Below are 17,235 nucleotides of genomic sequence, written 5' to 3' on the forward strand. Positions count from 1 at the left end.
GGGGGGGGGGGGGGGGGGGGGGGGGGGGGGGGGGGGGGGGGGGGGGGGGGCGGGGGGGGGGGGGGGGGGGGGGGGGGGGGGGGGGGGGGGGGCGCCGGGGGGGGCGCGGGCGCCCCCCCCCCCCCCCCCCCCCCGCGGCCGTCAGAGATCGTCGTCGTGCGCGTCCGCCGCCTCTACCTCTTCCCGGGTGACACCGAGCAGGTACAGGACGGTGTCCAGGAAGGGGAAGTTCACCGCGGTGTGCGCGGCCTCGCGGACGACGGGCTTGGCGTTGAAGGCGACGCCCAGACCGGCCGCGTTCAGCATGTCGAGGTCGTTGGCCCCGTCACCGATCGCCACGGTCTGCGCCAGTGGCACTCCCGCCTCGGCGGCGAACCGGCGCAGCAGCCGCGCCTTGCCCGCGCGGTCCACGATCTCCCCGACGACCTTGCCGGTCAGCTTCCCGTCGACGATCTCCAGGGTGTTGGCCTGCGCGAAATCAAGCCCGAGCCGCTCCTTCAGATCGTCCGTGACCTGGGTGAAGCCGCCCGAGACGACGCCCACTTGGAAGCCGAGTCGTTTCAGCGTGCGGATCAGGGTTCGCGCGCCCGGAGTGAGCCGGACCTCGGCGCGCACCTTGTCCACCACGGACGCGTCGAGCCCCTTCAGCAGCGCCACGCGCGCGTGCAGCGACTGCTCGAAGTCCAGCTCGCCGCGCATGGCGGCGGCCGTCACCTCGGCGACCTCCGCCTCGCAGCCGGCGTGCGCGGCGAACAGTTCGATGACCTCGTCCTGGATGAGCGTGGAGTCCACGTCCATCACGACCAGCCGCTGGGCCCGCCGGTGCAGCCCGGCCGCGACGACGGCGACGTCGACACCGAGCGCTGCGGCGTCGGTCACGAGGGCCGTGCGCAGCGGCTCGGTCTCCACCCCGGACACGGCGAACTCGACCGCGGTCACCGGGTACTTGGCGAGCCGGAAGATACGGTCGATGTTGCCGCCGGCGGCCGCGATGCGGGCGGCGATCGCGGCCGTGGCGTGGGCGGTGAGCGGATGGCCGAGGACGGTGACGAGGGAGCGGCCGAGGCCGCGCGGACGGTTGTCGCCGATGCCGGAGATGATCTCCGCTTGCATCTTCATCGACTCCGCCCAGGTGTGGACGGTGGCCCGCAGATCGCCCTCGAGCCCGGACGGGGGCACGGTCACCAGGGCGCACAGCACCATCCGGCCCCGGGTGACGACCTGCTCGATGTCGACGACGTCGACGTTGTAGGCGGCCAGGGTGTCGAACAGGCCCGCGGTCATGCCGGGCCGGTCCTTGCCGAAGATCTTGACAAGGAGGGTGGGGGCGTCGGAGGAATGAACAGCGCTCATGGTGCTTCCACCGTATCCGGCGCCCCGTGCGCACCGCCTGCCTGGTCCGCCCAGCGGACGGGGAACACTGGGTTGCGCACAGATGGCGTACGTGTTACCCGGCCGCGAAGGCGCAGGCCACGGGCGCGGTCGGCCGGTGTCGACCTCCGCCTCGTCAGCGCCGCCCGCGCGGCCGGTCGGGCGGCGGTGGCGGAGGTGGGGGAGGCGGCGGGGGCGGCCACCGGTCGGAGGACGACGGAGCCCTGCGGGCCGGCCGTTGCGGCGGCTCGATCGGCTGGACCACGGTTGGCGCGCCATAGACATCGGTGGGAGGGGACGGCGCGGCTTCCGAGGGCGGCCCGTCGGGCGGGGCACCTTCGACGGGGGCGCTCCCGCCCTGCGTGCCGTCGGACGGCGAGCTGCGAGGTGACGCGGCTCCGGTCGAGGCACTGCCACGCCGCCCGCCGTCCCGCGGGGGGCTGCCCGGCCGCGCGTCCTCCGGCTCGCGCAGTCCTTCCGGCAGCTGCAGGTAGGGATTCGTGTCCGGGTTCGGCGGACGGTACGGCCTGCTCGGGATGTAGGGACCCGATGACTGCGCGACCGGCGCGTACCGCGGGGGATCCGGCAGCCCCGCGTCCCCCCGTGCCAGTGGCGCCGCCCGGCTCCCCGCCGCCCCCGTCCCATACGCCAGCAGGGCCCCGACGGCCCCCGCTCCCGCGCCCCACACCGCACCCAGCAGCAGTGCCATGCCCAGCTGTCCGTGCAACTCGATCGCCGCGCCGAACGCGTCGAGACCGAGCACCGAAAGCGAGGCGTCCACCGACACCTCCGCCAGCCGCGCCAGCAACGGCAGTGCCAACGCCGTCACGAGCCCGAGCCGCAGCGCGCAGCGTCCTGCGAAGGCGAGCGGACCCGCGCCCCGTACGACCGCACCGGACGCACCGGGCCCGTGTGCCGCACCCCGGGCTCGTACGAATGGCGTACGAGCTGCCGTCAGCACACCCGCGAAGAGCATCATGAGTGCCGCGGCGACGGCCAGCAGCCACACCCTGCCGTCCAGATCGGCCAGGCGCCCCAGCGTGACGCGCTGGTCCGTCCCCACGCTCAGCAGCCGGTCCAGCGGGTCGGGCAGCAGGTTCACCAATCCGCCGCCGGCCCTGCCGTGCCACGGCACGAACAAGCCGACCGTCACACCCAGCCACGCACCGTTGGGCGCGCCGAGCAGCGCGGCTCCGGCGATCCGCGCCGGACGGCCGTCGCCGATCGCCGCGTACGCCGCGGCCGCGAGACCGGCGACCACCACGACCAGCAAAACCGTCACCAGCGCGGACGCGGCCGGACGCACCACCCGGTGCACCGCCTCCCAGCCGCGTGGCAGCGGTGTGCGCCGGGACGCGAGCAGCGCGATCACCAGGACACCGGCCGCCCATACGGCGCCCCCCAGCAGCGTGGGCACCGTATCGACGGTGAAGCCGACCGCGGCCCGAGCCTGGATCAGGTCGCCCACCCGGTCCGGCAGCAGCCCCCCGACGTCCCCCAGGCCGGGGATGTCGAGGCCGCCGCCCCCGCCCGGCAGGCCGTCGAGCCCGAGCGCGCCCCCGTCGATGGTGATGACGTCATGTCCGGCCCATGCCAGACCGCCGAGCATCGCGACGAATGTCATGACCACAGCGCCCGCCCGCACGAGGACTTCGGACAGGCCGATCAGACATCCCGCCGTGCGTAAGGACCGCAGGAAGAACCAGCACAGCAGGAGCGCGCCCACCAGGCTCACGCCGAGTGGCGTGATATCGATGGCGGTGGTCGCGTCCGCGCCTTTCAGCCCGAACGCCGACACGTTCCCGGACGGCGTCACCGTCCCGTTCGCCCCGAGGGCCACGACCGCCGCGGTCATCGGCCCGAGCGAGCCCGCCGCGTCCGCCCGCAGCAGATGCAGACCGAGCGCCGCAGTCCCCGCCATCCCGATCAACGCCCAGCTCACTGAGGCGATCGCGGACAGCAGGACGTCCGTCCACGGCAGCCTCCCACCGTTCCGCGCGGCTTCGATGCCCATGGTCAGCCCCCATCCACGCCGCGGCAATCCACCGAGGATGTCCCGCCTCGCGTGGATTACCACTCTCCGACCGGGTTTCCGCTCCGTCAACGGCGCGCGTACCAGTGCGTCTACGCCCCTTCCGTCAGGCCCGAGTTTCAGTCAGAGGGCCGCGCCTGGAATAGTTCCCCACGATGTTCGACATCCCTAGACTCCCCGTGACGGGGGCAATTCGGGGGACAACTCACTGGGGCATGGAGTGCCTGAACTCGTACTGGAATTGAACGGACGCAGCTGGACGCTCGACGCGTCCAGGACGTACACCCTGGGACGTGATCCGCAGGGGGACATCGTGATGACCGACGCCAGGGTCTCCTGGCGCCACGCCACGATCAGCTTCAACGGCCGCAGTTGGGTCATCGAGGACCACGGCAGCACCAACGGCACGTTCGTGCAGGGACAGCGGATCCACCAGGTGGAGATCGGCCCCGGCTCGGCCGTGCACCTGGGCAACGCCACCGACGGTCCGCGCCTGGCCCTGTCCGGCGCCCCGGCCGCCGTCGCCGCACCGCAGGCCCAGCCCCAGCAGCAGCCGTACGCGGCCCAGGCCGCCGGCCCCGGCTGGGCCCAGCAGGCCCCGCAGCCGCAGGCGACCCGACCGCAGGCCCCGCAGCCGCAGGCGCCCCAGCCCGCCTGGCAGCAGCCGCAGCAGGCGGCTGTGCAGATCCCGCAGCAGCAGAGCCCCGGTGGTGGCGCGGGGGCGCCGCCGGTCTACGGCGACCGCAGCCCGACCACGTTCCACCAGCTCGCCCTCGGCCGGGTGATGCGCATCGGCCGTGCGCTCGAGAACGACCTGGTCGTCTCCGACCTGCAGGTCTCCCGCCACCACGCCGAGTTCCACGCCACGCCCGACGGCCGCTTCGAGATCCGTGACCTGGGCTCGCACAACGGCACGTTCGTCAACGGCATGCCGATCGGCAAGGGCGGCTCGGCACTGATCGGCCCGAACGACATCGTCGGCGTGGGCCACTCGACGTTCCGTCTGGTCGGCGACCGGCTCGAGGAGTTCGTCGACACCGGTGAGATCTCCTTCTCCGCCCGCCACCTCACGGTCACGGTCGACGGCGGCAAGCAGATCCTCAAGGACGTCTCCTTCGGCGTCCCGGAGAAGTCGCTCATCGCGGTCATCGGCCCCTCGGGCTCCGGCAAGTCCACGCTGCTGAAGGCGCTCACCGGCTACCGCCCCGCCAACCAGGGCGACGTGCTCTACGACAACCGGAACCTGTACAAGCAGTTCGCCGAGCTGCGCCAGCGCATCGGCCTGGTCCCGCAGGACGACATCCTGCACAAGGAGCTGAGCGTCAAGAAGGCCCTCAAGTACGCGGCCAAGCTGCGCTTCCCGGCCGACACCACGGCCGCCGAGCGCCAGGACCGCATCGACGAGGTGCTGCGCGAGCTGAAGCTGGACGTCCACAAGGACAAGAAGGTCACCTCCTTGTCCGGCGGTCAGCGCAAGCGCGTCTCGGTGGCCCTCGAACTGCTCACCAAGCCGTCGCTGATCTTCCTGGACGAGCCGACCTCCGGTCTGGACCCGGGCATGGACCGGGACGTCATGCAGCTGCTGCGCGGCCTCGCCGACGACGGCCGCACCGTCCTCGTCGTCACCCACTCGGTGGCCGAGCTGGCGCTGTGCGACAAGTTGCTCGTGATGGCACCTGGCGGCTCCGTCGCCTACTTCGGCCCGCCGGAGGAGGCACTGAACTTCTTCGGCTACGACACCTGGGCCGATGTGTTCTCCGCCTTCGAGAACTACCGGGACTACGACTGGGCGGGCCGTTGGAAGGGCTCGGAGCACTACCGGTTGTACGCCGCGGACATCGACGCCGTCGCCCCGCAGTCGGTGCACATGCCGCCGCCGCAGGCGATCAAGCCGGCCAAGCCACAGGGCTGGCTGTCCCAGTTCGGCACCCTGATCCGGCGGTACGTCGCGGTGATCGCCTCGGACAAGGGCTTCCTGGCGCTGACGGTGATCCTCCCGGCGGTGCTCGGCGCGGTGAGCCTGCTCATCGACCACAACAGGGGCCTGCTGGTCAACCCGGTCAATCCCAGGACCGGCATCCACGTCCCGAACGGCACCGCCACCACGGTCCTGCTGATACTCGCGGTCGGCGCCTGCTTCGCGGGCGCCGCCAACTCCGTCCGTGAGCTGATCAAGGAACGGGTCATCTACGAGCGGGAACGCGCCACCGGCCTGTCGCGTTCCGCGTACCTGATGTCGAAGGTGTTCGTGCTCGGCGTCATCACCGTGCTGCAGGGTCTCATGGTCGGCCTGATCGGCTTCTCCAGCCGGGAGATCCCCGCGCAGGGCGTCGTTCTCGGCAACGCCACGCTGCTCGAGCTGTGCCTGCCGGTCATGGCGCTGGGCTTCAGCTCGATGATGTTCGGTCTGGTCATCTCCGCCCTGGTGAAGACCGCGGAGAAGACCATGCCGCTGCTGGTCATGTTCGCGATCATCCAGGTGGTCTTCACCGGCTGCCTCTTCACCCTGCACGGCACGCTCGGCGTCAACGAGTTCTCGTACCTGATGCCGTCCCGCTGGGCGGTCGCCGCCGCCGGTGCGACGCTGGACTTCAACAACATCGCGCCGAACACCGACGACCCGACCAGCACGGACCCGCTGTGGAACCACACGGCCGGGGCCTGGACCCTCGACATGGTCGCCCTGATCGTCCTGGGTGTGGTCTGCGGCTTCCTGGTGGCCCGCTTCCTGCGCCGCCACGAGCCGGAGGTCATGCGCAAGTGACCGGTCCGTAAGACCGGCACAACGCGGAAGGGCGGCACCCTGCAGGGTGCCGCCCTTTGGCTCCATGGACCGCACGCGACTGGTGCGACCGAGGTCCGCGCAGCCTCAGTACGCGCTGTTGACGTTGTCCATCGAGCCGTACCGGTGCGCCGCGTAGTTGGCGGCGGCGGTGATGTTGGCGACCGGGTCGTAGATGTTCCACGAGGTGCCGGGAACGTGGTACGCGCGGAAGGTCGGGTCGATGACCTGGAGCAACCCCTTGGAGGGGATGCCGTTGCGGGCGTTGATGTCCCAGTTGTTGATCGCCGCCGGGTTGCCGGACGACTCCCGCATGATGTTGCGGTACAGACCGTTGTACGAACCCGGAATCCCGTTCTGCCTCATGATGTCGAGGGACTGGCGGATCCAGCCGTCCAGGTTGTTGGCGTAGGTCTTCGCGGCGACCGGCTGCGCCGCGGGACGCTGCGCGGAGCGGCTCGCGGCCTTCTGGGCCGGACGCTGCTGGGCGGCCTGCTGTGCCTTCTGCTGGACCTGCTTCTTGACGGCGCCCTGGGCGGCCTTCTGCTTCGCGGCGATGGCCTCGGCCTTCAGGCTCGCGGAGGCCATCTGGTCGGTGACGGCGACCTTGAGGGTCTTGACCGGCTGGTTGCCGACCGACACCGGGGCCGACACCGGGGCCGACACGGCGGTCGCTTCGTGCGCGGGGGTCTGCGCCTCGCTCGGCACGGCGGTGAACGCGAGGGCCGCGGCACCGAGAGTGGCCGTACCCGCGATGGCGAGCTTGTGGGTCTGGGTGAGCGCACGAGCGCGACCGAAAATGTTCTTGGGCATTGCTGATTGACCTCTTCGAATTGCGCGGAGGTCGCTCTGGCGCCGGCGGAAGAACAGGTGTTTCCAGCACAAGCGCCGCGGGTACGAGACCGCGGCGCCGAGCGACGGAAGCAATTCTTAGCGGCCGCAAAATTGCTGGGCAAAGGTGTGACGTACTACCCGGGATAGTGGTCCGAGGAACGGCAAAACGGGGCAGATCGACCCTCCCACCCCGCTCACGAGCTTGTTCTCGGTCTCCTAATCTTCTTCGTACGTGACGTAGGTCCTATGCGCGGCCTCACATTCCCGTTGCGCCTTTCTTACTGGGAGTTGCTGGAGCAATGCACTGTGTGAGGGCGTTTCGGCGGCAGGATGAGGTGGGTGTCACCGAATTCGTGCCAGAGATACCGCCCGGCCGGAGCCTGCTCGTTTCCGCGGTCGACAGCCTCCCGCGTGCACCGTCCGAGCTGACCGCGATCACCGTGTCCGCGGCCGACCCCCGCAGCAGCGGCAGCGCCTCCCGTGCCAGGCCGAGTGCGGCGACCGCGTCGACCTCCAGCGCCCGCCGCAGCCCGTCCAGGCCGCAGCCCGTCCATGGGCAACTCCTCCAGCCGTACGAGCGGCGCCGCGCCGAGCGCGCTCGCGTTGTGCACCAGCAGATCGAGGCCGCCCAGCTTCCGGGCCGCCGCCACCAGGTCCGCGCGGTGCGCGGCGTCCGTGACGTCCCCCGGCAGCGCCTCCACGTGCGTCCCGTGCCCGGCCGGCACCCCCGCCGTCTCCGCCAGGACGGGCGCGGTCCTGGCGTCCGGCACCGGATCCCAGCCGCGCCGCGCCGAGCGCGCGCCCCAGCCCCTTCGAAGCCCCCGTATGACCGCAACCGGCATGCTGACCGTCCCTGGTTCCGTGACCGCCGGTGAGCGGCGGCGGCCTCACCGTGGGAACGGCATCCTCCGGGCGCCTCGGACGCGGGCCGCAGGGAAGCAGGGCCCTTGGCCCTAGGGCCGACGGACCAGGCGGGGCCGCCACTCGTCGGATACGCGCTGTCACACCTCACCGGTACGGTGAGGTCATGAGCCATGGACCCCGGTCGGGCCTGTACGCGGTCAGCTCCGCGCTGCTGGCCATGAGCAGGCACCTCGAGGTGCGCGACGTCCTGAAGACGATCGTCGCCTCGGCCCGCGAGCTGCTCGACGCGGAGTACGCGGCGCTCGGCGTGCCGGACGACCACGGCGGCTTCGCCCAGTTCGTCGTGGACGGTGTCTCCGACGAGCAGTGGAAGGCCATCGGCCCGCTGCCGCGCCAGCACGGCATCCTCGCCGCGATGCTGCACGAGGAGAAGCCGGAGCGGCTCGCCGACGTCCGTGAGGACCCCCGCTTCGAGGGCTGGCCGAGCGCCCACCCCGAGATGTCCGACTTCCTGGGCCTGCCCATCCGTGACGGCGATGAGACCATCGGCGCGCTGTTCCTCGCGAACAAGAGGTGCCCGAAACCGGAAGGCGGCTGCGGCTTCACCGAGGACGACGAGGAACTGCTGTCGATCCTCGCCCAGCACGCCGCGATCGCCCTCACCAACGCCCGGCTGTACGAGCGCAGCCGCGAGCTGACCATCGCCGAGGAGCGGTCACGGCTGGCGCACGAACTGCACGACGCGGTCAGCCAGAAGCTCTTCTCCTTGCGCCTGACCGCCCAGGCGGCGGCCGCCCTGGTCGACCGCGACCCCGGACGGGCCAAGGGCGAGCTGCAGCAGGTGGCGGCGCTCGCTGCGGAGGCCGCCGACGAACTGCGCGCCGCCGTCGTCGAGTTGCGCCCCGCGGCCCTCGACGAGGACGGCCTGGTCGCCACCCTGCGCACCCAGGTCCAGGTCCTGGACCGCGCCCACACCGCGCGCGTGACCTTCTCCACCCGTGGCGTACGGGCCCTGCCGGCCGCCCAGGAGGAGGCGCTGCTGCGCGTCGCCCAGGAGGCCCTGCACAACGCCCTGCGGCACTCGGGGGCCGAGCGGGTCGACGTCACTCTGGAGAAGCGCGGCCCGGGCGCCGTGCTGCGCGTCATGGACGACGGCGGTGGATTCGACCCCCGGGCGATACGCAGGGCGGGGCGCCACCTCGGCCTGGTCTCCATGCGCGACCGGGCGAGCGGGGTCGGCGGCGCGCTGACCGTGGAATCGGAGCCCGGGAAGGGCACCACGATCGAGATGGAGGTCCCTGGTGGCTGACGCAATCAAGGTGCTGCTCGTCGACGACCACCAGGTGGTCCGCCGCGGACTGCGCACCTTCCTTGAGGTGCAGGACGACATCGAGGTCGTGGGAGAGGCCTCCGACGGTGCCGAAGGGGTCGCCCGCGCCGAGGAACTGCACCCGGACGTGGTGCTCATGGACGTCAAGATGCCGGGGACGGACGGCATCGACGCGCTGCGCAAGCTCCGCGAACTCGACAACCCCGCGCGCGTGCTGATCGTCACCAGCTTCACCGAGCAGCGCACCGTGGTGCCCGCACTGCGCGCCGGCGCCGCCGGGTACGTGTACAAGGACGTGGACCCCGACGCGCTGGCCGGAGCCATCCGCTCGGTGCACGCGGGCCACATCCTCCTCCAGTCGGAGGTCGCGGGCGCGCTGCTGTCCCAGGAGGAGGCGGGCGCGGGCCAGGGCAGAGCGGGATCACTCACCGAGCGGGAACGGGAGGTGCTGGCCCTCATCGCGGACGGCCGCTCCAACCGTGAGATCGCCCGCGCCCTGGTGCTGTCCGAGAAGACGGTCAAGACCCACGTCTCGAACATCCTGATGAAGCTGGACCTGGCCGACCGTACGCAGGCGGCGCTGTGGGCGGTACGGCACGGCGTTAACGGCTGAGCGGATCTTCATACCGTCGGGTGTATGTCACCCGGGTGGCGCATCCTCAGTGGATCTCGGCCGTTCTCCAAGGCGTGCTGCGGACCTGCCGCAGTGATCGCAAGGAGGACTCGGAAGTGAAGAACCTGAAGAAGGCCGCAGCCGTGACGATGGTGGCCGGCGGTCTGCTCGCCGCCGGCACGGGCATGGCCTCCGCCCACTCGGCCCACGCCGACGGCAAGGCGGTGGGCTCCCCGGGCGTCATCTCCGGCAACGTCATCCAGGCCCCGGTCCACGTCCCGGTGAACGTCGTCGGCAACACGGTCAACGTGATCGGCGCCCTGAACCCGGCCTTCGGCAACCTGGGACTCAACCACTGAGTCCTGAGGCCCCGACACCTGCCTCCCCGGCCTCCCGGACACCACGTCCGGGAGGCCGATGTGTCCTCTACTACTTCCACCCGCGGCCGAGGAGATTTTTTCAGGCGTTCCGGCGTGTGAGGACGAGGCTGTTCGGGCCGAGGGAGGCTGGGGGATCCGGGGACGGTGACCTGGCCTCGGGCAGTGCAGGGAGTCCCCGTCGCGACTCCTGCCGCACGCCTTCTGGCGAGGCGGGGCGATTCCGGGCGGTCCGGTGGTGAGGACGGAGGCCGTTCAGGCCGAAACGAGGGTCTGGGGGCGGAGCCCTCAGGGACGGCCGCCCCGCCCCGGGCAGCGACCGGCCCGGCGGTCACCCCCGCTCCCGCTGCTCCACAACGGAGTTGTACGCCGCGACCTGCGCCCGCCGAGCCGTCCGCTCCACCGGCCGCAGCGCCTGCGCCCGCGCCGCCATCTCGGAGGCGCTCACCGCCCCGCCGTGCCCGTTCTCGCACGCCAGGGACAACAGCAGAGCCACCCGCTGGGCCATCTCCAGCACCCGCACCGCCCGCGGCGGATACCCCGGCGCCAGTACCTCCCGTCCCCTCTCGGCCCGAGCCCGGTAGGCGTCGATCGCCGCCTCCGCCACCGGCCCCGACCCCGCCACATCCAGCCGCGACAACACCTCCGTCGCCTCGCGCAGCGCCTCCGCCAGCTCCCGCTCGGCCTCCCCGAGCGACGGCACATCGGCGGGCGGCGCCTCCCGCACGGGCAGACACTGCCAGACGACCTCCACGTGCAGATCGCCCTCCGGCCCCGCCTCGGCCACCGAAGGCACCAGTCCGAAGGCGGCCCCGTAGCAGACCACCGCCTCCTCGGCGTCCAACGCCCGCGCATTGAACTCCGGCGGCCCGCTCAGCCCCAGCGGATGCCCCGGCGCGGGCAGCGCCACCCGCAGCCCGGTCACCCCGAGCGTGCGCAATCGCCCCAGCGCGAGCGTGAGACCTACGGGCGCCGACTCACCCGGCAGCCCCTCCACCCGGTGCACCGCATCCTCCCCGGCGATGGCGGACGCGGCGTCGTCCGGCGAAACAAGTCCGGCCAAAAGGGCATTTCCCCATGCGGCCAGCCGTCCTGAGCGTGGTTCCGAGAGCATGCCCCCACCCTAAGGAGCGGACCTACGGAATAGGCCGGGCGGCCGGTGGCGTAGATTTCGTGGGGGGCTGCGCCCACCGGCGTGGCGGACCGCGCCCACAGGCGTACGCGAGAGCCGACACAGGCCACACTGCTAAGGGGAGACAACGCGCTCATGAGCGATGTTCTGGAGCTTCAGGACGTATCCGTGGTCCGCGAGGGCCGGGCTCTGGTGGACCAGGTCTCCTGGTCGGTCAAGGAGGGCGAGCGCTGGGTCATCCTCGGCCCGAACGGCGCCGGCAAGACCACCCTCCTGAACGTCGCCTCCAGCTACCTCTACCCCAGCAAGGGCACCGCCACCATCCTCGGCGAAACCCTCGGCAAGCCCGGCACCGACGTCTTCGAACTGCGCCCCCGCATCGGCATGGCCGGCATCGCCATGGCCGACAAGCTCCCCAAGCGCCAGACCGTCCTGCAGACCGTGCTCACCGCCGCGTACGGCATGACGGCCGGCTGGCAGGAGGAGTACGAGGACGTCGACGAGCAGCGTGCCCGCGCCTTCCTCGACCGCCTCGGCATGAGCGAGTACCTCGACCGCAAGTTCGGCACCCTCTCCGAGGGCGAGCGCAAGCGCACCCTCATCGCCCGTGCCCTGATGTCCGACCCCGAGCTGCTGCTCCTCGACGAGCCCGCCGCCGGCCTCGACCTCGGCGGCCGCGAGGACCTCGTACGCCGCCTCGGCCGCCTCGCCCGCGACCCGATCGCCCCCTCCATGATCATGGTCACCCACCACGTCGAGGAGATCGCCCCCGGCTTCACCCACGTCCTGATGATCCGCCAGGGCAGGGTGCTCGCCGCCGGCCCCCTGGAGCTCGAGCTGACCTCGCGCAACCTCTCCCTCTGCTTCGGCCTGCCGCTCGTCGTCGAGCAGGTCGGCGAACGCTGGACGGCCCAGGGCCTGCCCCTGTCCTGACCCGCGCAAACCTCCGTAAGAAGCCGTCCACGCCGCACTCTGCGCCCTGTCCGCGATCGTGCCGGCGGTCCTACCATGACCGTGTGGACATCGACGCGTGGGTGTGGTGGCTGATCGGCGCGGCAGCGCTCGGCATCGGACTGGTGATCACCGCGATGCCGGAGTTGGGGATGCTCGCAGTGGGCGCCGTCGCGGCGGCCGTGATCGATGGCCTCGGCGGCGACGCGGTCTTCCAGGTCGCAGTGTTCGCCATCGTCTCGGTCGCGCTCATCGCCGTGGTCCGGCCCATCGCGGCCCGGCACAACGCCCAGCGGCCCCAACTCGCCACCGGCATCGAGGCCTTGAAGGGCAGGCAGGCCGTCGTCCTCGAGCGCGTCGACGCGAGCGGCGGCCGCATCAAGCTTGCCGGTGAGGTCTGGTCGGCCCGACCGCTCAACAGCGAACTCGCCTATGACGTGGGCCAGGAAGTCGACGTCGTGGACATCGACGGTGCCACGGCGATCATCATGTGACCTCGAAGGACGCAACTGGGCCGAACAGCCCACGAGGTACGCGACGGTCTGTCAGACTCGACCAGCAAGATCTTCAACAACCGTAAGATCCCACAGGCGCCGAGGCGGAGAAGGAAGCAGGGAATCACGATGGGACCGGTCGTCATCGTCCTGATCATTCTGGTGGTGTTGGTCTTCATCGCCCTGATCAAGACGATCCAGGTCATCCCCCAGGCGAGCGCGGCCATCGTCGAGCGCTTCGGCCGCTACACACGGACACTGAACGCGGGCCTGAACATCGTGGTCCCGTTCATCGACTCCATCCGCAACCGCATCGACCTGCGCGAACAGGTCGTACCGTTCCCACCCCAGCCGGTGATCACCCAGGACAACCTGGTCGTCAACATCGACACCGTCATCTACTACCAGGTGACCGACGCCCGGGCTGCCACCTACGAGGTCGCCAGCTACATCCAGGCCATCGAGCAGCTCACCGTCACCACGCTGCGCAACATCATCGGCGGCATGGACCTCGAGCGCACCCTGACCTCCCGCGAGGAGATCAACGCGGCCCTGCGGGGCGTTCTGGACGAGGCCACCGGCAAGTGGGGCATCCGCGTCAACCGCGTCGAACTGAAGGCGATCGAGCCCCCGACCTCCATCCAGGACTCGATGGAGAAGCAGATGCGCGCCGACCGTGACAAGCGCGCCGCGATCCTCACCGCCGAAGGTACGCGCCAGGCCGCCATCCTCACCGCGGAGGGCGAGAAGCAGTCCGCGATCCTCAAGGCCGAGGGTGAGGCCAAGGCCGCCGCCCTGCGCGCCGAGGGCGAGGCCCAGGCCGTCCGTACGGTGTTCGAGGCGATCCACGCCGGTGACCCGGACCAGAAGCTGCTCTCCTACCAGTACCTGCAGATGCTTCCGAAGATCGCCGAGGGCGACGCCAACAAGCTCTGGATCGTCCCCAGCGAGATCGGCGACGCTCTCAAGGGTCTGTCCGGCGCCATGGGCAACTTCGGCCCTCTGGCGGGCGGTTCGGGCGGCAACGGCGGCTCCTCCGGCTCGTCCTCCACCAACAACGGCGGCACGAACACGGAACGCCGCGAGAAGCCGTCCATCGACTGAAGCGGCACCGCCATGCCCTTCACACGAGCTGGGGCCCGCCTTCCCCGGAAGGCGGGCCCCAGCTCACGTCTTACGTACGGACTACGCCGCACTCTGCGACAGCCACTCCGGCAGCGCCTCGAAGTCGTCGTGCCCGAGGGCCAGCAGCATCGCGTCGGCCGGCGTCGGCTCGAACGGCTGCCGCAGCAGGGCCATCCCTGCCTCCTCCGGAGTCCGGTTCGCCTTGCGGTGGTTGTCCTCGGCACACGCGGCGACCGTGTTCAGCCAGGTGTCGCCACCACCCTGCGACCGCGGCAGCACGTGGTCCACGGTCGTCGCCCGCCTCCCGCAGTAGGCACACCTGTGCCGGTCCCGCACCAGGACGCCCCGCCTCGACCACGGGGCTTGTCTTCGGAACGGCACCCGTACGTATCTGCAGAGCCTGATGACCCGGGGCGCCGGTATGTCCACATCGGCACCGCGCATACGGAGTTCGGGGTGGGCCTGCTCGACGACGGCCTTGGCCTGCAGCACCAGAACGACGGCTCGGTTCAGCGTCACCGTCGACAGCGGCTCGAAACTCGCGTTCAGCACCAGCGTGTCACGCATCCAGCCCACCTCCTGTGTGCACCTGCCCACCCCCTGGCGGGCTGGATCAACTCTGGCCGGGCACGCCGAGATGGACAACGCAATAAAAAATGCCCGCCTCTGATCACTTCCAAGACCAGAGGCGGGCAAACGTTCAATGAACGTCAGTTTTACGGGGGCCTGCGTCAGCCCTCGGACGGATTCTCGTACTCACCGATGAGCTGGGCACGCGCCAGCGTGTGGAACCGCAGGTTGAAACCGACCACGGCAGGAGAGGCGTCCGAGTTCGGACCGAGCTTCTCCTGGTCCACGGCGTACACCGTGAACACATACCGGTGCGGTCCGTCCCCGGGCGGCGGCGCGGCACCGCCGAAGTCCTTCGTCCCGTAGTCGTTGCGCGCGTGCACCGCGCCCTCGGGCAGTCCTTCGAACTTCCCACCGCCCGCACCCGCCGGCAGCTCGGTGACCGAGGCCGGGATGTCGAACAGGACCCAGTGCCAGAACCCGCTCCCCGTCGGGGCGTCCGGGTCGTAGCAGGTCACGGCGAAGCTCTTGGTCTCCGGCGGGAAGCCCTCCCAGCGCAACTGGGGCGAGGTGTTCCCGGCCGAGTGGACCTGGGCATCCTTCAGCCGGGCACCCGGCTCGACGTCCTCGCTCGTCACCGTGAACGACGGCACGGGCGGGTGGAAGTCATGCGGCAGCGGCGGCCTCTTGAGCTCGGTCACCTCGGTACCTCCAAGTCAGTGGATCAACCGATTCCAGTTCCGAGCCTAGAACCAGCTGCGCTTGCTGCCGACCTCCGACAGCCACTGATGGAGGTACGCGGCCCAGTCGGTGCCCTGGAAGTCGTTCAGACCGACCTTGAAGGCCCGGTACGAGTCGCTGCCCTCGCTGAACAGCCCCGGCTTCTTGTCCATCTCCAGGATCACGTCCATCTCGTACGCGTCGGCGACGAAGCTCAGCTCGACCTGGTTCAGACCGCGGTACTGCGACGGCGGGAAGAACTCGATCTCCTGGTAGAACGGCAACGTCTGCCGCGTACCCCGGATGTGCCCGCGTTCCATGTCCGCGCTCTTGAAGCGGAAGCCCAGCTGGATGAACGCGTCCAGGATCGCCTTCTGCGCGGGCAGCGGATGCACGTTGATCGGGTCCAGGTCGGTCGAGTCCACGGCCCGCGCGATCTCCAGCTCGGTCGTCACCCCGATGTGCATCCCGCGCAGCGCCTGCCCGTCGATCATGGTGACGGGAGTCTCCCAGGGAATCTCCAGCCCGAACGGCACGGAGTGCACAGCGCCCGCCTGGAGCTCGAAGGCACCACCGAGCCGGACCTTTGTGAACTCGATGTTCTGCCGGTACTCCTCGTCGCCGCTCTCGACCTCGACCTTGGCCTGCAGACCGACGTTCAGGCCCTCGATCGCCTGGTTGACGGACCCGCCCTGGATCCGTACCTCGCCCTGGACGACACCGCCCGGCACGACATTGACCTCGGTCAGCACCGTCTCGACCGACGCGCCGCCGGCTCCCAGGCTCGCGAGCAGCCGCTTGAACCCCATGAAATCTTCCCTCCCAGGCAACGTCTTGACCCGTAGCCCCGTAGATCCGTCCGATCCGTAGACACGCGATTCGGCCAGGAGCCGGTTCCGCGCCCCACCCTCCCAACCCTTCCAAGGACGAGGACCCTCGACCACCCTTGGGCACACACCCATCTGGACTACGCTCGTACGCCGTGATCGCGACCCCCGACCGTACGCCCCTCCCCAGGGAGTTCTTCGACCGGCCTGTACTCGAGGTCGCGCCCGACCTCCTGGGGCGCATCCTCGTCCGCACCACACCGGACGGCCCGATCGCGCTGCGCCTCACGGAGGTGGAGGCGTACGACGGCCCGAACGACCCCGGCTCCCACGCCTTTCGCGGACGCACACCCCGCAACGACGTGATGTTCGGTCCCCCCGGCCATGTGTACGTCTACTTCACCTACGGCATGTGGCACTGCATGAACCTGGTGTGCGGCCCGGTCGGCAGGGCGAGTGCCGTGCTGCTCCGCGCAGGCGAGATCATCGAGGGCGCCGAGCTCGCTCGGAAGCGTCGACTCTCGGCCCGCAACGACAAAGAACTAGCCAAAGGTCCGGCCCGCCTGGCCACGGCTCTGGGCGTGGACCGCGCCCTCGACGGCACGGACGCCTGCACCACGGGCGAGACCCCCCTGCGCATCCTGACCGGCACGCCGGTGCCCCCTGACCAGGTACGAAGCGGCCCCCGCACCGGCGTCGCCGGCGACGGAGCCGTCCATCCGTGGCGCTTCTGGGTCGCCAACGACCCCACGGTGAGCCCCTATAGGGCGCATGCTCCCCGACGGCGCCGAAGTTGACGCGTCCCTGGAGGATGCGTAATGTAGCCCGAGCCGCTGGAACGGTTACGGCGTTCAGCCAGCAGCCGAAGCGGCCAACCCACTACCTGCGAATCCCTCCCAGAGGGCGGATTTAGGTGTGCCCGCATGCCTGGAATTCGAACTCTGCGAACTCGATTATGAGTTACGTCGGGAATCGGCTAACGTAGTGAATGTCGAAAGGCCGGGGCCGAAAAGCCCGGACTCAAGACAATCCCGCCGACCGGGAATCGGATCGAGAAAAGATCTGATAGAGTCGGAAACACCGAAGGGAAGCGCCCGGAGGAAAGCCGAGAGAGTGATTCTCTCCGGTGAGTACGAAGGAAGCGTCCGTTCCTTGAGAACTCAACAGCGTGCCAAAAGTCAACGCCAGATATGTTGATACCCCGTCCGTCGGA

15 protein-coding genes and 1 pseudogene are annotated in these 17,235 nt (G+C 70.3%); 8 read left to right on the top strand and 8 right to left on the bottom strand.

Annotation, left to right across the window (positions count from 1 at the left end; all coding sequences use genetic code 11):
• Positions 1–141: 141 nt before the first annotated feature.
• Together serB and ACFYZE_RS35730 are read right to left on the bottom strand one after the other, a co-directional pair.
• Complete coding sequence (serB, locus tag ACFYZE_RS35725) at positions 142–1,353, bottom strand: phosphoserine phosphatase SerB (protein WP_389003766.1); 1,212 nt, start codon at positions 1,351–1,353, stop codon at positions 142–144.
• Positions 1,354–1,507: 154 nt separating this feature from the next.
• A complete protein-coding gene (locus ACFYZE_RS35730) occupies positions 1,508–3,385 on the bottom strand; it encodes a streptophobe family protein (protein WP_389003769.1) in 1,878 nt (625 codons plus the stop codon).
• A gap of 238 nt (positions 3,386–3,623) precedes the next feature.
• Here ACFYZE_RS35730 and ACFYZE_RS35735 point away from each other — a divergent pair, with 238 nt between their 5' ends.
• Positions 3,624–6,167 carry an FHA domain-containing protein gene (locus ACFYZE_RS35735; RefSeq protein ID WP_389003772.1) on the top strand — a complete coding sequence of 848 codons (2,544 nt, stop codon included), beginning with the start codon at positions 3,624–3,626 and terminating at the stop codon, positions 6,165–6,167.
• A 105-nt stretch (positions 6,168–6,272) separates the two neighbouring features.
• On the opposite strand, the gene ACFYZE_RS35740 is transcribed toward ACFYZE_RS35735, so the two are convergent.
• Both ACFYZE_RS35740 and ACFYZE_RS35745 read right to left on the bottom strand, forming a co-directional pair.
• Entirely contained in the window at positions 6,273–6,998 is a 726-nt protein-coding gene (locus ACFYZE_RS35740) for a transglycosylase SLT domain-containing protein (protein WP_389003775.1), read from the bottom strand.
• Between the two features lie 433 nt (positions 6,999–7,431).
• Positions 7,432–7,861, bottom strand: a pseudogene (locus tag ACFYZE_RS35745) (SDR family NAD(P)-dependent oxidoreductase); the annotation flags it as partial.
• A 185-nt stretch (positions 7,862–8,046) separates the two neighbouring features.
• Between ACFYZE_RS35745 and ACFYZE_RS35750 the strand changes: the two are divergent.
• The 3 genes from ACFYZE_RS35750 to ACFYZE_RS35760 all read left to right on the top strand — a co-directional run bounded on the left by ACFYZE_RS35750 (position 8,047) and on the right by ACFYZE_RS35760 (position 10,185).
• Entirely contained in the window at positions 8,047–9,192 is a 1,146-nt protein-coding gene (locus tag ACFYZE_RS35750) for a GAF domain-containing sensor histidine kinase (protein ID WP_389003778.1), read from the top strand.
• Positions 9,185–9,826, top strand: a complete 642-nt coding sequence (locus ACFYZE_RS35755) for a response regulator (protein WP_389003781.1) — start codon at positions 9,185–9,187, stop codon at positions 9,824–9,826. Before ACFYZE_RS35750 ends, ACFYZE_RS35755 begins: the two co-directional genes overlap by 8 nt.
• 116 nt (positions 9,827–9,942) lie before the next feature.
• A complete protein-coding gene (locus ACFYZE_RS35760) occupies positions 9,943–10,185 on the top strand; it encodes a chaplin (protein WP_103844364.1) in 243 nt (80 codons plus the stop codon).
• A gap of 349 nt (positions 10,186–10,534) precedes the next feature.
• Here ACFYZE_RS35760 and ACFYZE_RS35765 read toward each other — a convergent pair whose 3' ends face one another.
• Positions 10,535–11,317, bottom strand: coding sequence for a hypothetical protein (locus ACFYZE_RS35765; RefSeq protein WP_389003784.1), 783 nt, complete (start codon positions 11,315–11,317; stop codon positions 10,535–10,537).
• Between the two features lie 153 nt (positions 11,318–11,470).
• On the opposite strand from ACFYZE_RS35765, the gene ACFYZE_RS35770 reads away from it, so the two are divergent.
• The 3 genes from ACFYZE_RS35770 to ACFYZE_RS35780 all read left to right on the top strand — a co-directional run bounded on the left by ACFYZE_RS35770 (position 11,471) and on the right by ACFYZE_RS35780 (position 13,884).
• Positions 11,471–12,268, top strand: a complete 798-nt coding sequence (locus ACFYZE_RS35770; RefSeq protein ID WP_389003786.1) for an ABC transporter ATP-binding protein — start codon at positions 11,471–11,473, stop codon at positions 12,266–12,268.
• Between the two features lie 83 nt (positions 12,269–12,351).
• Positions 12,352–12,780 (top strand): NfeD family protein, encoded by a 429-nt coding sequence (locus tag ACFYZE_RS35775; protein ID WP_389003789.1) that lies wholly within the window; start codon positions 12,352–12,354, stop codon positions 12,778–12,780.
• A gap of 129 nt (positions 12,781–12,909) precedes the next feature.
• Positions 12,910–13,884: an SPFH domain-containing protein gene (locus ACFYZE_RS35780; protein WP_389003792.1), complete on the top strand. Its 975-nt coding sequence runs from the start codon at positions 12,910–12,912 to the stop codon at positions 13,882–13,884.
• A gap of 81 nt (positions 13,885–13,965) precedes the next feature.
• On the opposite strand, the gene ACFYZE_RS35785 is transcribed toward ACFYZE_RS35780, so the two are convergent.
• The 3 genes from ACFYZE_RS35785 to ACFYZE_RS35795 all read right to left on the bottom strand — a co-directional run bounded on the left by ACFYZE_RS35785 (position 13,966) and on the right by ACFYZE_RS35795 (position 16,004).
• On the bottom strand, positions 13,966–14,472 hold the full coding sequence (locus ACFYZE_RS35785) for an HNH endonuclease (protein ID WP_389003795.1): 507 nt from the start codon (positions 14,470–14,472) through the stop codon (positions 13,966–13,968).
• 164 nt (positions 14,473–14,636) lie between these two features.
• Positions 14,637–15,176 (bottom strand): YbhB/YbcL family Raf kinase inhibitor-like protein, encoded by a 540-nt coding sequence (locus ACFYZE_RS35790; protein ID WP_389003797.1) that lies wholly within the window; start codon positions 15,174–15,176, stop codon positions 14,637–14,639.
• Between the two features lie 45 nt (positions 15,177–15,221).
• Positions 15,222–16,004 carry a sporulation protein gene (locus ACFYZE_RS35795; RefSeq protein ID WP_389003800.1) on the bottom strand — a complete coding sequence of 261 codons (783 nt, stop codon included), beginning with the start codon at positions 16,002–16,004 and terminating at the stop codon, positions 15,222–15,224.
• 173 nt (positions 16,005–16,177) lie between these two features.
• Between ACFYZE_RS35795 and ACFYZE_RS35800 the strand changes: the two genes are divergently transcribed.
• Positions 16,178–16,819, top strand: a complete 642-nt coding sequence (locus ACFYZE_RS35800; protein ID WP_389003803.1) for a DNA-3-methyladenine glycosylase — start codon at positions 16,178–16,180, stop codon at positions 16,817–16,819.
• The last annotated feature ends 416 nt before the right edge of the window (positions 16,820–17,235 follow it).

It is taken from the genome of Streptomyces sp. NPDC001796, assembly GCF_042892355.1.
GTDB lineage: Bacteria > Actinomycetota > Actinomycetes > Streptomycetales > Streptomycetaceae > Streptomyces.